General features: G+C 57.7%; 15 protein-coding genes. 11 read left to right on the top strand and 4 right to left on the bottom strand.

Going from position 1 to position 14009, the window contains the following annotated elements; translation table 11 throughout:
- Nucleotides 1-64: 64 nt before the first annotated feature.
- On the top strand, nt 65-1162 hold the full coding sequence (locus B9Z52_RS07110; RefSeq protein WP_108413302.1) for a magnesium transporter CorA family protein: 1098 nt from the start codon (nt 65-67) through the stop codon (nt 1160-1162).
- A gap of 160 nt (nt 1163-1322) precedes the next feature.
- A complete protein-coding gene (locus tag B9Z52_RS07105) occupies nt 1323-2207 on the top strand; it encodes a sterol desaturase family protein (protein ID WP_108413148.1) in 885 nt (294 codons plus the stop codon).
- A 37-nt stretch (nt 2208-2244) separates the two neighbouring features.
- Here B9Z52_RS07105 and B9Z52_RS07100 read toward each other — a convergent pair whose 3' ends face one another.
- A complete protein-coding gene (locus B9Z52_RS07100; RefSeq protein WP_108413147.1) occupies nt 2245-4818 on the bottom strand; it encodes a cation-translocating P-type ATPase in 2574 nt (857 codons plus the stop codon).
- 749 nt (nt 4819-5567) lie between these two features.
- Here B9Z52_RS07100 and B9Z52_RS07090 point away from each other — a divergent pair.
- On the top strand, nt 5568-6020 hold the full coding sequence (locus tag B9Z52_RS07090; protein ID WP_108413301.1) for a MaoC family dehydratase: 453 nt from the start codon (nt 5568-5570) through the stop codon (nt 6018-6020).
- On the opposite strand, the gene trmL is transcribed toward B9Z52_RS07090, so the two are convergent.
- Nucleotides 6011-6499, bottom strand: a complete 489-nt coding sequence (gene trmL / locus B9Z52_RS07085) for a tRNA (uridine(34)/cytosine(34)/5-carboxymethylaminomethyluridine(34)-2'-O)-methyltransferase TrmL (RefSeq protein ID WP_108413146.1) — start codon at nt 6497-6499, stop codon at nt 6011-6013. The genes B9Z52_RS07090 and trmL overlap by 10 nt on opposite strands.
- A gap of 30 nt (nt 6500-6529) precedes the next feature.
- On the bottom strand, nt 6530-7273 hold the full coding sequence (locus B9Z52_RS07080) for a ComF family protein (RefSeq protein WP_233251857.1): 744 nt from the start codon (nt 7271-7273) through the stop codon (nt 6530-6532).
- A 117-nt stretch (nt 7274-7390) separates the two neighbouring features.
- Between B9Z52_RS07080 and B9Z52_RS07075 the strand changes: the two genes are divergently transcribed.
- The 8 genes from B9Z52_RS07075 (at nt 7391) to B9Z52_RS07045 (ending at nt 13658) form a co-directional block, all read left to right on the top strand.
- Complete coding sequence (locus B9Z52_RS07075; RefSeq protein WP_108413300.1) at nt 7391-8308, top strand: biotin synthase; 918 nt, start codon at nt 7391-7393, stop codon at nt 8306-8308.
- A 95-nt stretch (nt 8309-8403) separates the two neighbouring features.
- Entirely contained in the window at nt 8404-8880 is a 477-nt protein-coding gene (locus B9Z52_RS07070; RefSeq protein WP_108413144.1) for a DUF2244 domain-containing protein, read from the top strand.
- A gap of 78 nt (nt 8881-8958) precedes the next feature.
- A complete protein-coding gene (gene coxB / locus B9Z52_RS07065) occupies nt 8959-10131 on the top strand; it encodes a cytochrome c oxidase subunit II (RefSeq protein WP_108413143.1) in 1173 nt (390 codons plus the stop codon).
- Nucleotides 10132-10163: 32 nt separating this feature from the next.
- Nucleotides 10164-11780, top strand: coding sequence for a cytochrome c oxidase subunit I (gene ctaD / locus B9Z52_RS07060; protein WP_108413142.1), 1617 nt, complete (start codon nt 10164-10166; stop codon nt 11778-11780).
- 7 nt (nt 11781-11787) lie between these two features.
- On the top strand, nt 11788-11904 hold the full coding sequence (locus B9Z52_RS18105; protein ID WP_369907864.1) for a cytochrome oxidase small assembly protein: 117 nt from the start codon (nt 11788-11790) through the stop codon (nt 11902-11904).
- Between the two features lie 9 nt (nt 11905-11913).
- Complete coding sequence (locus B9Z52_RS07055; RefSeq protein WP_108413141.1) at nt 11914-12525, top strand: cytochrome c oxidase assembly protein; 612 nt, start codon at nt 11914-11916, stop codon at nt 12523-12525.
- Nucleotides 12522-12734, top strand: a complete 213-nt coding sequence (locus tag B9Z52_RS07050) for a DUF2970 domain-containing protein (protein ID WP_108413140.1) — start codon at nt 12522-12524, stop codon at nt 12732-12734. The genes B9Z52_RS07055 and B9Z52_RS07050 overlap by 4 nt, the downstream gene beginning before the upstream one ends.
- A gap of 42 nt (nt 12735-12776) precedes the next feature.
- The gene (locus B9Z52_RS07045) at nt 12777-13658 is read left to right on the top strand and encodes a cytochrome c oxidase subunit 3 (protein ID WP_108413139.1); all 882 of its coding nucleotides are present in this window, start codon (nt 12777-12779) and stop codon (nt 13656-13658) included.
- 63 nt (nt 13659-13721) lie between these two features.
- Here B9Z52_RS07045 and B9Z52_RS07040 read toward each other — a convergent pair whose 3' ends face one another.
- Nucleotides 13722-13955 (bottom strand): twin transmembrane helix small protein, encoded by a 234-nt coding sequence (locus B9Z52_RS07040; RefSeq protein ID WP_199222055.1) that lies wholly within the window; start codon nt 13953-13955, stop codon nt 13722-13724.
- Between the last annotated feature and the right edge of the window lie 54 nt (nt 13956-14009).

The following is a 14009-nucleotide window of genomic DNA, read 5'->3' as shown; positions in this document are numbered from 1 at the left end:
TCATGACCGTGCTGCAACATCAGGCGATCAGGGCAACATGTTGTTGCCCAACACAAAGCCAAAGATGCGTGTTTTCAACATCCAAACCCACCAAGTCAGCGAAGAAGACCGCTTGCCAGGCGGCTTGCCTGAACAAGGCTTTGTCTGGATGGCGTTTGCCAGGCGTGAATTCGAGTTGCTGCAAGCGCAGATTCAAACGTGGTTGCAAGACGCCTGCGGGGTGGAGGTCTATGAGCTGCATCTGCAGGATGTGCTGAACAACCAATTGCCATCGCACTATGACTACACCTCGGACTACGATTTGTTGGTGTTCAGGCGTTTGGCTCGGGGGCGATCTGAAACCGATTTGTCCAAGCCAGGCGAGGTCTTGCACCAAGAGAACCGCAAAGCAGGCCCGAGCATCTTGCGCAAGATCGACACCAGTCCAGTGGCTTTCTTGGTGTTTGACCGGGTGGTGATTTCGGTGCATCCGACCGATTGCGCGGTGCGCACGGTGTTTGCCAGCCGCTTGCTCAATGCCGCGCAGATGGCTCCTGCCCAAGCGGCGCACCGATTGCCAGGCAGTCCTGCCGACTTGATGCTGCGCATGGTCAGCAGCGTGGTGGATGGCTATCTGGATTTGCGCCGGGAGTTGACCCGTCAATTGGACCATTGGCAAAGCGAGTTGATCAATCCGCAAGCGAGCTTCAACAATTGGAGTGATTTGCTCAACGCCCGACTGACTTTGCACTATCTGGACGAGGTTTGTGAAGACCAACGTGCTGCTATCAAGGACTGGATTGAGGCGTTGGACACATGGCAAGTCAGTGACACATCGACGCAGGAAAACCTGGAAATGCTGCGAGTCCGCAGTCGAGATGTTTTGGAGCACATTGAGCGAGTGGTTCACCATGTGGGACGCTTGGAGCAAAGTGCCGAGACGGCCGTGCAAATGCATTTCAATGCGCAAAGCAATCGCACCAATGAAATCATGCGAACCCTGACGGTACTGACAGCGATTTTTTTGCCCTTGAATTTGATCACGGGATTTTTTGGCATGAACTTTGAAAACTTTCCGCTCTTGCATTCCGAGGAGGGTCTTTTCTTGACAGAACTGTTCATGCTGGCGGTGGCCGTGGGCTTGGCCTGGGTTTTTTGGCGCAAGCGTTATCTGAGCACATAAAGGGTTTTCATCCAGATCATTGCTGGAGGCGTGTGCACAAAAATGGCACTTGGAAGACGCGGGGATTACCCGTATGGTCTTGTAGGCATGAATTGGTTATCTTTTTCAAATCCGTTTGTCCAAACTATAGGCAACGAGAAAATACAAAAGGAAACTGTTGATGACCGCTGTACAAATTCAAAATGCCTTGGTGGTGTGCACCATTTTGGGCTTTGCCATGATGGAGTTCGTGAGTCGACGTTACAAGCACAACGTCAATGCCACGGCCAATGACACCAAGCTCGAGGTGTTGATGTTCCTGAGCGTTCTGGCGGTCACGCAGCCGCTGGCCATTTTGCTGACGTCCAAGTTGGGCACGGCGTTTTTCCCGCAATACAAAGATGTCTTGGCCGACATGCCTTGGTGGGGCATGGTGGCGGTGTTGCTGGTGTTCGATGACATGACGCAGTACTGGTGGCACCGCCTGTCGCACTCGCCCTTCCTGTGGCCGCTGCACCGCGCGCACCATTCGGCCGAGTACATGAGCATCCGTGTCACTTTTCGCAACAACTTTTTCTATTACCTGATGATGCCTGGCCTGTGGTTTGCCGGTGCCTTGTTGTACCTGGGCTTTGGCGGCATGGTCTATGCGCTGTACATCGCGGTCAAGCTGTTCGTGATTTTGGGCGCGCATTGTGCTTGGCGTTGGGACGAGCCTCTGTACCGCATCCGTGCTTTGCATCCGCTCATGTGGGTGCTTGAGCGCACCATCTCGACACCGGCCACCCATTGGGCGCACCATGCCATCACCAACAACGATGGCATCGGTCACTACAAAGGCAATTTTGGCAACCTGCTGTTTTTTTGGGACATCCTGTTTGGCAGCGCCCATATCACGCGCCAATACCCGGCCAAGGTGGGTCTGATCGATGACAAGCTGTTTGGCCAGGAGCGTTGGTACCACCAGATGTTCTATCCGCTGCTGCAGTCGCGCCGTGAACATTCGGCCTTGAAGTTTGGCGGCACCATCTACGCCGACCCCGATGAAGCGGCCCCAAGCCACTGAAAGATCCCTCGGGATTGCGCCCTGATCTGACGCCAGATCAGGGCGTTTTCGTTGCAGGGCATGGCGCACTGTGTTTGGCCAGCATCCAGTGCAGGCTCACGATCGCCAAGAGGCTGAGCAAGCCACTGGCGATCGCCACGGTCCATGGCCCATTTGGCAGCGGCGCGAATTTAAGGGCCAAGGCCAACCATGGCCAGTGCATGCCCACCAGCACACTGCTGCAGGCCAGCAAGATCACCCCCCAAGCCGATCGATTGGGCACGCGAAGGCTGGCTAAAAATTGCCCAGGCGGCGCGCGGTTGACCACAATCAGCGCGGCATAGCCCAGAACCAAAGTGACAAAAACCATGGAACGGGTCTGCTCTTGGCTCAAAGCGGGTGTGGCCTCTCCGTTCACCCATCCTTTGGCCCAGGCGTAGCTCAGGCCGACACATGCCAACACCAGCAAACCTTGCACCAGCGCCAAGGTGATGTCCCTCGCGCCAAACAGCGCCGTGCGGGTGTCGCGGGGCGGGCGTTGCATCACGTCGGCATCGGCGGGTTCATTTTCAAAAGCAATTGAGCAAGCCGGGTCGATGACCAATTCCAGCAAGGCCACATGCAGTGGCAGCATCAAGGCGGGCCAGTTCATCACCATGGGGGCAAGGGCGATCCCGGCGATGGGGATGTGGATGGCAAAGATGTAGCGCATCGACTTTTGCAGGTTGCCAAAGATGCGCCGCCCCACGCGGATGCCGCGCACGATCGAGGCGAAGTTGTCGTCCACCAGCACCAAGTCGGCGGCTTCGCGGGCCACATCGGTGCCGCGCAGGCCCATGGCCACGCCCACATGCGCTGCTTGCAATGCCGGGGCATCGTTCACGCCGTCACCCGTCATGGTCACCACCTCGCCTTGGGTTTGCAGGGCCTGCACGATGCGCAGCTTTTGGTGTGGCGAGATGCGCGCGCACACGCTCACATGCGGCAGCATGGCTTGCAAGGCCGCATCGTCCAGCTGGTCAAGTGCATCGCCGGTGAGGGTCTGGCCGGGCGGCAACCCGGCTTGCGCGGCGATCACCTGGGCGGTGGCGGGGTAATCGCCGGTGATCATGATCACGCGGATGCCGGCCGATCGGCATTCGGCCATGGCTTGCGGAATTTCTGCGCGCAGCGGATCGGTCAGGCCAATCAGGCCAAGCCATTCAAACGCAAACGCATGGGGGGTCTCGGGCCAGTCATCACCCGTGAAACGGCTTCGTGCCACGGCCAAGACGCGCAGGCCTTGTGCCGCCATGCTTTCCACGGTGCGTGACCAGTCTTGGCGGTCGTGCTCGCTCAGGTGGCACAGGTCCATCATGGCTTCGGGTGCGCCTTTGGCGGACACCATGCGGTCCAGGCTGTCGTCGAATTGCCAGACGTGGGACATGGCCTTGAGCTCGGGACTGAGCGCGTAGCTGTGCACCAGATGCCAATCGCCATGCAGTTGGTTTGTGTGCGCCAGATGCATTTGGCCCGAGGTGTGAAAGGCCGTCTCCATGGGGTCAAAAGGCTCGGGCGCACTGGCCAGGATGGCGTGCTCCAAAAGCGGGTGAAATGCTTCGGGCAGCACTGACAAGGGGGCGGCCAATGAGGCGATCTGCGGTGCATCCGGTGGGCCGACCGTCAAGGCCGTCACGGTCATGCGGTTTTCGGTCAGGGTGCCGGTCTTGTCCGTGCACAGCACGGTGGTGGCGCCCAATGTTTCGATGGCGTTGATGCGCCGGGTCAGCACGCCTTCGCGCGTCAGGCGGTGAGCGCCCAGCGCCGGGAAGATGGTCAGCACCACCGGGTATTCCTCGGGCAAGATGGCCATGGCCAGGGCAATGCCCGAGAGCAAGGCCGGTATCCATTGACCGGAGCGCAGGCCCAGGGTCAGCACCATCACCACGCACAAGACCAACACGATCAAGGCCAGCAGCTGCACCAGCCGCGCGGTTTGGGTTTGCAGCGGTGTGTTGCTTGGGCTCAGCTGGCCCAGTGATTGGCCGATGCGCCCGATCTGGCTGCGGCTGCCGGTGGCCGTGACTTGGGCCAGGCCCTGGCCGCGCACCACATAGCTGCCGGCGTGGATTGCCGCATCTGGCTCGGTGGTGGCTTTGTTCACTGGCACCGATTCGCCCGTCAGCAGCGATTCGTCGATTTGCAGGTTGTTGGCGCTGAGCAATTGGCCATCGGCAGAGACGCGGTCGCCTTCGGACAGCAGCAGAACATCGCCCACCACCACATCGCGCGCGGGGATGGCCTGTTTCTGGCCGGATCGGATCACTTGGGCCAGCGCTTGCGTCAAATCCCGCAAGGCCTGGACAGAGGCTTCGGATTTGCCTTCTTGGTAGAAGGTCAAGACCAGCACGGCCAGGACAAACACGCCCAGGGTCAAGCCTTCTGTCAGGTTACCCAGTGCCGTGTAGAGCGCGGCAGCGGTCACCAGCAGTGCGAACATGGGTTGTCGCAGCGTGTCCAACAAGCGCCCGAACAGGGAGCGGCTGGGCGTTTGCTTGATTTCATTCGGGCCGTCTTGTTCCAGGCGTGTCGCCGCTTGCTCTGTGGTCAGACCCTTGAGGGTGTTAAGGGTGTTAAGGTGGCGCTGTGTCATGGTGGATTCCCTTGACCATTGGGCCGCAGCGCGTCCAGCCTCGGCTTGACCCAAGTCATGGAAACCCTCTGTGCTTGTAGATTGAGATCCAAAGGACGAACATGGACGACCACATTGGCGAATTTGTCAAACGCATCCAGGCGCTGGAGATGCAGATTGAGCAAGAGTTTCAGCAGCGGCGCCAGCAGTTGCAAGCGGATTTCGAGCACCGCAAGGTGCGCTTTGAAGCCGAAGTCTTGGCGCAGCAAAGGCGCTTCAAGGAAGGCGTGCTCAAGTATGTGTTGACGGCCGACTGGCGGCATGTTCTGAGCGTGCCCTTCATTTATCCAGTCCTCTTGCCGATGGTGTTGCTCGATGTTTTTGTGACCTTGTACCAGTGGGTGTGCTTTCCGCTGTACCGCATGCCCCGCGTCAAGCGCTCGGACTACTTTGTGTTTGACCGGACGCACCTGGCCTATCTGAATGTGCTGGAAAAGATCAACTGCGCTTATTGCTCGTACGGCAACGGTTTGATCGCTTATGCGCGAGAGGTTGTGGGCTTGACCGAAAAGTTTTGGTGCCCCATCAAGCATGCTCGGCGCGTGATGCAGGCGCACCCTCATTACAGCGGTTTTGTGGACTATGGCGATGCGCAAAATTACCGCGATCAACTCGAGCAGTTGCGCCAGCAGCTGCAGCAGATCAAGCCCAATGCGGTGCTGTCACAGCCTGGACAGCTGCCAAGCGTTGGGCTGACTAAAGTGGGTGCCATGAAAACATTTCAAACTCTGGCCGAGCTGGCCGCTTGCGTCGGCCAGGATGTGGCCACCACCGAATGGGTGGAGATCACCCAGCAACAAGTCAACCAATTCGCCGAAGCCACGGGGGACCACCAGTGGATCCACGTCGATGTGGAGCGGGCCAAGCAAGGCCCGTTTGGCGCGCCGATTGCGCATGGCTTTTTGACACTGTCTTTGTTGCCCCAATTTTTTGACAAAACCGTTGAAGTGAGCGAGACACGCATGGGCGTGAACTACGGTTTGAACAAGGTCCGTTTCATGGCACCGGTGCCAGTGGGCAGCCGTTTGCGCGGTCATTTGCATCTGCACTCGGCCACGCCCATCGAGGGGGGCTTGCAGGTGCAGTGGAATGTGACCATCGAGCGCGAGGGCAGCGACAAGCCCGTGTGCGTGGCCGAGTCGCTGGCGCGCCTTTACACCTGAAGGTCGGTGGGGTTGGCCCCGCCAAAGCCGTTTTGGCGCCAGGCCTCGAACACCGTCACTGCCACAGCGTTGGACAGGTTCAGGCTGCGCTGGCCTTCGCGCATGGGCAGCTTGATGCGCTGCGCCGGCGCAAAAGTCTCGCGCAGTTCAGGGGCCAGGCCCCGTGTTTCGGCGCCAAACACCAGCCAGTCACCGGGCTGAAACGCCACCGTGTGCGCGACGCGGCTGCCCTTGGTGGTCAGTGCGAACATGCGGTCTGGTGCCGGTTTTTCTTGCGCCAGAAAAGCATCCCAGTTTTCATGGCGGCGCAAGGCGGCGTACTCGTGGTAGTCCAAGCCCGCGCGGCGCATGTGCTTGTCGTCCATCGAAAAACCCAGCGGCTCGACCAAATGCAAGGTACAGCCGGTGTTGGCGGCCAAGCGGATGACGTTGCCCGTGTTGGGCGGGATTTCGGGTTCGACCAGGACGATATGAAACATGGGGGTATTGTGCCTTGCGGTCAGGCCCGTTCATTCTGTGTCCGCCTCGGTGCGGGCCAGCACCACAGCGCTGATGTGGCGCGCACCTGCTTCACGCAAGGCCAGTGCTGCGGTGTGCAGTGAGGCACCGCTGGTCATCACATCGTCCACCAGGACCACCCGTTGGCCACGCACTTGCGCCATGCGCAGGGGGTCGACCGCGAACGCCCCTGTCAGATTGGCCAAGCGCTCTGCTCTGGGCAGGGTGCGTTGGGCTGGGGTGTGGCGGGTGCGCAGCAGCAGTTCGGCCTGGGTCTTGGCGGCAGAGAGTTGGCGTGCCAGCAGCAAGGACTGGTTGTAGCCCCGCTCGGCCAGCCTTTCGGCCGAAAGAGGAATGGGCAGCACACAGTCGGCTTGGGCCAAGGTGTCTTCCACCCATGGCGCGTTCAGCATCAAGCTTCCCAAGCTGCGTGCCCAGCCCGGTTGCCCGTGGAATTTCAGTTGAGCGATCAAATCGACCCAAGGCCAAGCATAGGCCGTGGCGCTCAGGCACAAATCCAGCGGTGGCGGTGATTTGAGGCAAGCCCCGCAACGCCTGCCGGTGGTCGATGCAGGTGCCGATGTTGTTGCGTGCAAGGGCAGTGCGCAGGTGCTGCAACGCGCCAGAGGCTGTGCAAAGTGGCTGATGCAGTCTTCGCACAAAGGGGCTTGAGGCCAGTTGCGGCAGACGGCGCAGCGGCTGGGCAGCCAGCGCCAGACACCCCCCGGCTGTTGAAAGACGGGCGGCTTGGCCATCCCCCTGAACAGCTTGAACCCCATTTAGTCAATATACTGCCGCCACCGTCCTGACCACAAGCGCGTTGGCTGAGCCAGCGCTGTGCATCCAGGTTTGCCCTTTTGTTTGTCTTGGCCATGTCTGCACCCGAACGTCCCCCCTCTCTGGATCCTGTTGCCGCCCTGCGTTGGGCGGCTTATCCCGTGGCGGTGGCCGCATCGCCTTGGTTGCACGAGGAGGTGGCTGCGCGCATGCAAGAGCGCCTGGATTTCATCAAGCTGCAACCCCGGCAGTGGGCCCACTGGGAGCCTTTGCGCGGGGGGCTGCAGGCGCACAAGGCCTTGCAGCAGCGTTACAGCCAAGCCGATGTCTGGCTAAGCAGTGCCCGATCAGCGCAGGCCGATGCAGCGCAAAAAGCCCTGAAAGCCGCTTGGTGGCAGCCCGCCCGCTGGATGGGGCCGCGCGTCCAAACCGGCTTGCCGCCAGAGGGCTCGGTCCAGATGGTCTGGGCCAATATGCAGTTGCATGCCTCGGCTGCACCGCAGGATTTGCTCAAAAGCTGGCATCGGGCCTTGGCGGTCGATGGTTTTTTGATGTTTTCTTGTTTCGGCCCGGACACCTTGATCGAATTGCGAGCACTCTATGCCCGCCAAGGCTGGCCCGCGCCTGCGCACGAGTTCACCGACATGCACGATTGGGGTGACATGCTGGTGCAGGCCGGTTTTGCCGAGCCTGTCATGGACATGGAGCGCATCACACTGACTTATGAAACCCCAGGCCGTTTGCTGACCGAGCTGCGCGAGTTGGGGCGCAATCTCCATACTCAGCGCTTTGCGGGCTTGCGGGGGCGACGTTGGCGCCAGCAATTGGTCGATGCCTTGATGGGCTTGGCCAAGACCGAAGAGGGCGGGTGCCTGTCTTTGAGCTTTGAAATTGTCTATGGCCATGCCCTCAAGCCCAAGCCGCGGGCTGCGGTGGCTGCGCAAACAGAAATTGGGCTGGATCAAATGCGCATCATGCTGCGTCGGTCTTCTGACTTGTCCGATAAGCTTTGATTTTTGTCAAAACCCCCTCGTAACTCGGTTAAAATGCGAGGTTATTTAGCCAAATTGCGCGCCTTCGGACGCGTTAGGTTATTGAAAGTTGACGCGTGTCAAATCCGGCTTACCAGTTCGCACAGGTGTCTGGGCCTTCCATTGATTGGCGGCTCCGGCGCAATTGCTCGGTAACACCATCCCAGTTGGGGTGGTTTTACGGTTCGCTGTGCGCAGTCTCATTGGCTATTGGCTTATTCTTCTGGTTTCAGGGGGCCGCGCTGGTGTTGACGTTTGCGGGTTTAGAACTTGTTTTGGTGGGACTGGCTTTTTTGGCCTATGCCCGCCATGCGACCGACGGTGAGTGGATTTCATTGCAAGGGCCAAATCTGGTCGTTGAGCTGGAAACCGCAGGCCGACTGGAGCGGGCAGAGTTTGCGCGTCAATGGGTGAGGGTCGAGCCTGAATCGGGTGACCACAGTCTGATCGAGTTGTCAGGCCAGGGTCGTTCGGTGCAGGTGGGGCGTTTTGTACGTCCGGAGCTCCGGCAAGTGCTGGCGCGAGAAATCAGAAGGGCCTTGCGTTCAGCGTGATGCCATGGCGGTAAATGGGGCTTTGCCCGATTTGCCAAAGGTGTGAGTTCAACAGAGTCTTGGAAGTTAGTGAGAACCATGAAGAATATTTCCAACCAATTAGCTTCGTTGCTATCCCGCGCAGGCATTTTTGCAGGCGCATGGCTGGCCACTTCTGCTTACGCGGTCAAAGATTTGCCGGGGGGTCCTGCTGTCAATCAGCTCAACTTTGCACCGCCAGCGACCAAAATCGCCGAAGAGCAGCACTGGCTGCACTGGTTCATGTTGATCATTTGTACCGTGATCTTCATTGCCGTTTTTGCGGTCATGTTCTATTCCATTTGGAAACACCGCAAGTCGGTGGGTCACAAACCTGCGACTTTCACTGAGTCCATTACGGTTGAGGTGGTTTGGACTGCCGTGCCATTCCTGATCGTGATTTTGATGGCCCTGCCGGCTACCAAAGTGCTGGTCGCCCAGAAAGACACCACCAACGCCGATTTGACTGTCAAGGCAACAGGCTATCAGTGGAAGTGGGGCTACGATTACATCAAGGGCCAAGGTGAAGGTCTGAGCTACATCTCTACGCTCGATTCCACCCAGCGTGCGATGTCGGATGCCGGTAAGCCTGAAGGTGACAACTACCTGCTCAAAGTGGATAACCCTCTGGTGGTGCCTGTTGGTCAGAAGATCCGCGTGATCACCACGGCGAACGATGTGATTCACGCGTTTGCTGTGCCAGCTTTCGGCATCAAGCAAGACGCCATCCCAGGTTTTGTGCGCGACACTTGGTTCCGGGCCGAAAAAACCGGTGATTTTTATGGCCAGTGCCAAGAGCTGTGCGGCAAAGAGCACGCTTACATGCCCATCCACGTGAAGGTGCTGTCGGCTGCGGACTACACCGCTTGGGTCGACGCCGAGAAGAAAAAACAAGCGGCCAAAGCCGATGACCCAGCCAAAGTCTGGGCCTTGGATGATTTGGCCAAGCGTGGAGAGAAGGTCTATGCGGCCAACTGCGCAGCCTGCCACCAGGCCAACGGCAAGGGCGCTGGCCCGATCAAGCCGCTGGATGGTGCCGCAGTGGTGCAAGACGCTGACAAGAGCAAGCAAATTGCCGTTTTGCTCAACGGTCAAAACAATGGTGCAATGCCATCGTGGAAGGCTTTGTCTGACACCGAAATCGCTGCTGTGATCACCTACACCAAGAACAACTGGTCCAACAAGACCGGGCAGATCGTGCAACCAGCTGAAGTGCTGGCCGCACGCAAGTAAGTCAGTACCGCATTAAATAAGAGGAAATCAAGATGAGTGCCGTTCTCGACCATCACGATCATGCCCACGACGACCACGGGCACGCACCTGCGGGCTGGCGTCGTTGGGTCTATGCGACCAACCACAAAGACATCGGTACCTTGTACCTCTTGTTCAGCTTCGCCATGCTCATGGTGGGCGGTGTGTTGGCCTTGTTGATCCGCGCCGAGCTGTTCCAGCCTGGCCTGCAAATTGTCAACCCCGAGTTGTTCAATCAATTCACCACCATGCACGGCATCATCATGGTGTTCGGCGCGATCATGCCAGCCTTCGTGGGCTTTGCGAACTGGATGCTGCCTTTGCAAGTGGGCGCTTCCGACATGGCCTTTGCCCGCATGAACAACTTCAGTTTCTGGCTGATGATCCCTGCCGCATTGATGCTGGTGGGGTCGTTCTTCATGCCTGGCGGCGCACCCGCTGCCGGCTGGACGCTGTATGCACCTTTGACCCTGCAAATGGGTCCTTCCATGGACGCTGGTATTTTCGCCATGCACATCCTAGGTGCTTCGTCCATCATGGGCTCGATCAACATCATCGTGACCATCCTGAACATGCGCGCGCCTGGCATGACCTTGATGAAGATGCCCATGTTCGCATGGACGTGGTTGATCACCGCTTACCTGCTGATCGCCGTGATGCCCGTGTTGGCTGGCGCGATCACCATGACGCTGACTGACCGTCACTTCGGCACCAGCTTCTTCAACCCCGCTGGCGGCGGTGACCCGGTCATGTACCAGCACATCTTCTGGTTCTTCGGTCACCCCGAGGTGTACATCATGATCTTGCCCGCTTTCGGCATCATCAGCCAGATCGTGCCTGCTTTCTCGCGCAAGAAATTGTTCGGTTACGCCTCCATGGTGTATGCCACTTCTTCCATCGCCATCTTGTCGTTCATCGTGTGGGCTCACCACATGTTCACGACCGGTATGCCTGTGACGGGTCAGTTGTTCTTCATGTACGCTACGATGTTGATCGCTGTGCCGACCGCCGTGAAGATCTTCAACTGGATCGCCACCATGTGGCGCGGTTCCATGACGTTTGAAACCCCCATGCTGTTTGCAGTGGGCTTCATCTTCGTGTTCACCATGGGTGGTTTCACCGGTCTGATCTTGTCGATGGCACCCATCGACATCCAGATGCAGGACACCTACTATGTGGTGGCGCACTTCCACTACGTGTTGGTGGCCGGTTCCTTGTTTGCCTTGTTTGCAGGTTTCTACTACTGGTCGCCCAAGTGGACCGGTGTGATGTACAACGAAGGTCGCGGCAAGTTGCACTTCTGGTGGTCGCTGATTTCCTTCAACGTCACTTTCTTCCCCATGCACTTTTTGGGTCTGGCCGGTATGCCACGTCGCTATGCCGATTACCCCATGCAGTTCACCGACTTCAACATGATTGCATCCGTGGGTGCCTTCTTCTTCGGTTTTGCCCAGGTTTACTTCTTCTTGTTCGTTGTGGTCCCTACCATGCGTGGCCAAGGTACCAAAGCATCGCAAAAGCCTTGGGAAGCTGCCGAAGGTCTGGAGTGGGAAGTCCCATCGCCAGCGCCTTTCCACACTTTCGAAAATCCACCCAAGCTGGACGCCACAGCGACCCGCGTGATCGGTTGATTCGACCATGGCCATGACACCTGAACAAAAGAAAAGCAATGTGCGCTTGGGCCTGATTCTGGCTACGGTGGCACTGGCCATCCTGGTCGGTTTTGTGGCCAAGCTGATGTTGTTGCAGCACTGAGTTGATCTGATGAACTTGCGCAGTGAAAACCTGAAGATGGTGGGCAAGCTGGCGGTTGTGACCGCTGGCATGTTCAGCTTTGGGTATGCGCTGATCCCGATCTACAAACACATCTGTGAAGTGACCGGGATCAACATTTTGTCGATTTCCGAGCGCATGGTGCCGGGCAATGGCACAGCGGGTTCGCAGGTCAAATTGCCTGCCAACACGCAAGTGGATTTGAGCCGCACCATCACGGTGGAGTTTGATGCGAATGCACGGGGTCCTTGGGATTTCAAACCTGAAAAACGTTCGATTCAGGTCCATCCAGGTGAGCTCAACACTGTGATGTACGAGTTTCAGAATGTCCAGAACCGCCGCATGGCGGCTCAGGCCATTCCCAGCTATGCACCGCACCAGGCCGCCAATCACTTCAACAAGCTCGAGTGTTTCTGTTTCAATCAGTACACCTTGGAGCCAGGGGAAAAGAAACGTTGGCCAGTGGTTTTCGTGATCGATCCCAAGTTGTCCAAAGATGTGACCACCATCACCTTGTCATACACCTTCTTTGAAGTCGGTGGTAAGACACCGGCTGCGCCTGTCGCGGCTGTGCTCGACCAAAAGCCGGGAGCGGGTTCATGACTGAACCGCGCAAAGGCTCCCTGTTTCGCACAGTGCAGGCCGTGCTTTGGGCATTCGTTGGTATCCGCAAAAATGCGGACTACCAAAAAGACGTTGATAAGCTCAATCCCTTCCATATCATGGCAGTCGGTATTGCAGCGGCTTTATTGTTTGTGCTGGGGCTCATTGCCCTGGTTAATTGGGTCGTGGTTCAGCCCACGGGTCTTTAATCCCAAGATTCGAGTTTGAAAGAAAAGAGAGCAGGAGTCAGTATGAGTTCCACCGCACACGGCACAACGCCTTATTATTTTGTCCCCCACGAGTCGCGCCATCCGGTGATGGCCGCGATCGGGTTGTTTTTCGTGATCCTTGGCGCTGGTCAATGGATCAACGGCGAAGGCTGGGGCATGTATTCATTGTTCTTCGGTCTGATTTGGTGGCTGACTGTTTTGTACCAATGGTTCAAGCAATCCATTTCAGAGAGCGAAGGCGGTCAATATGGTCGAAAGATTGATTTGTCTTACCGCTGGAGCATGACTTGGTTCATCTTCTCTGAAGTCATGTTCTTTGGTGCTTTTTTCTCGGCTTTGTGGTGGGCACGTTCCCACTCGGTGCCAGCCTTGGGCAGCCTTGACAACGCTTTGTTGTGGCCTGAGTTCAAGTCGGTGTGGCCGTCTTTGGCTGCAGGCGTGACCGCATCGCCTGCTGGCATCATCGAGCCCTTCCAGACCATGACACCGTTTTGGTTGCCTACCATCAACACTGCTTTGTTGTTGACATCGGGCGTGACTTTGACGATTGCTCACCACGCCATGCAGCATGGCGACCGCAGCAAGACGATCAAGTTCATGTGGATGACGGTGCTCTTGGGTGTGATTTTCTTGTTCGTCCAGGGCTATGAATATGCCCACGCCTGGAGCGAAATGAACCTCAAGCTGTCTTCGGGCGTCTACGGCTCGACCTTCTACATGCTGACCGGCTTCCACGGTTTCCACGTGTTCGTTGGCATGTTGATGCTCTTGTTCATCACACTGCGTTTGCAAAAAGGTCACTTCACGCCGGAGCGTCACTTCGGTTTCGAAGGCGCTGCATGGTACTGGCACTTCGTGGACGTGGTCTGGCTGGGTTTGTACATCCTGGTTTACTGGATGTAAGGCCTGTCATGCTCAGCAAAAAAGCGCCCCAGGGCGCTTTTTTGTTGCTAAGTCATCAAGGGATCAGGCCCCAGCAGGAATGCCCGTGGGCTGAATCCAGCCCATCTTCCACGAAATCAACACGCAGATAAAGAGCACAATCGACAAGCCCACTCGCAATGCCAATGCGGTGGCCATGCTGCCTTTGCGCGGTGCTTGGCCCTCTTGGGGTGGTGTGCCGCTGCGCATCATGTAAATCAAAGCAGAGACGAGGCTGGCCAAGATGGCCAAAAAAGCGAGTGCAACCAGTATTTTCATGAACAGCATTATCCAATGAGTCTGTCCCGACCGTCTTTTCACCGCATTTTGATT

Source organism: Limnohabitans sp. Jir72, from assembly GCF_003063575.1.
In the GTDB taxonomy this organism is placed as follows: Bacteria; Pseudomonadota; Gammaproteobacteria; order Burkholderiales; family Burkholderiaceae_C; genus Limnohabitans_A.
The sequence above is the reverse complement of the archived record's forward strand: the minus strand, read 5'-3'. Positions and strand labels throughout refer to the sequence as shown.

Coding starts and splice junctions, on each gene's coding strand:
- B9Z52_RS07110 (WP_108413302.1), top strand. CDS start 65: ATGCGTGTTTTCAACATCCAAACCCACCAAGTCAGCGAAGAAGACCGC.
- B9Z52_RS07105 (WP_108413148.1), top strand. CDS start 1,323: ATGACCGCTGTACAAATTCAAAATGCCTTGGTGGTGTGCACCATTTTG.
- B9Z52_RS07100 (WP_108413147.1), bottom strand. CDS start 4,818: ATGACACAGCGCCACCTTAACACCCTTAACACCCTCAAGGGTCTGACC.
- B9Z52_RS07090 (WP_108413301.1), top strand. CDS start 5,568: ATGAAAACATTTCAAACTCTGGCCGAGCTGGCCGCTTGCGTCGGCCAG.
- trmL (WP_108413146.1), bottom strand. CDS start 6,499: ATGTTTCATATCGTCCTGGTCGAACCCGAAATCCCGCCCAACACGGGC.
- B9Z52_RS07080 (WP_233251857.1), bottom strand. CDS start 7,273: ATGGCCAAGCCGCCCGTCTTTCAACAGCCGGGGGGTGTCTGGCGCTGG.
- B9Z52_RS07075 (WP_108413300.1), top strand. CDS start 7,391: ATGTCTGCACCCGAACGTCCCCCCTCTCTGGATCCTGTTGCCGCCCTG.
- coxB (WP_108413143.1), top strand. CDS start 8,959: ATGAAGAATATTTCCAACCAATTAGCTTCGTTGCTATCCCGCGCAGGC.
- ctaD (WP_108413142.1), top strand. CDS start 10,164: ATGAGTGCCGTTCTCGACCATCACGATCATGCCCACGACGACCACGGG.
- B9Z52_RS18105 (WP_369907864.1), top strand. CDS start 11,788: ATGGCCATGACACCTGAACAAAAGAAAAGCAATGTGCGCTTGGGCCTG.
- B9Z52_RS07055 (WP_108413141.1), top strand. CDS start 11,914: ATGAACTTGCGCAGTGAAAACCTGAAGATGGTGGGCAAGCTGGCGGTT.
- B9Z52_RS07050 (WP_108413140.1), top strand. CDS start 12,522: ATGACTGAACCGCGCAAAGGCTCCCTGTTTCGCACAGTGCAGGCCGTG.
- B9Z52_RS07045 (WP_108413139.1), top strand. CDS start 12,777: ATGAGTTCCACCGCACACGGCACAACGCCTTATTATTTTGTCCCCCAC.
- B9Z52_RS07040 (WP_199222055.1), bottom strand. CDS start 13,955: ATGAAAATACTGGTTGCACTCGCTTTTTTGGCCATCTTGGCCAGCCTC.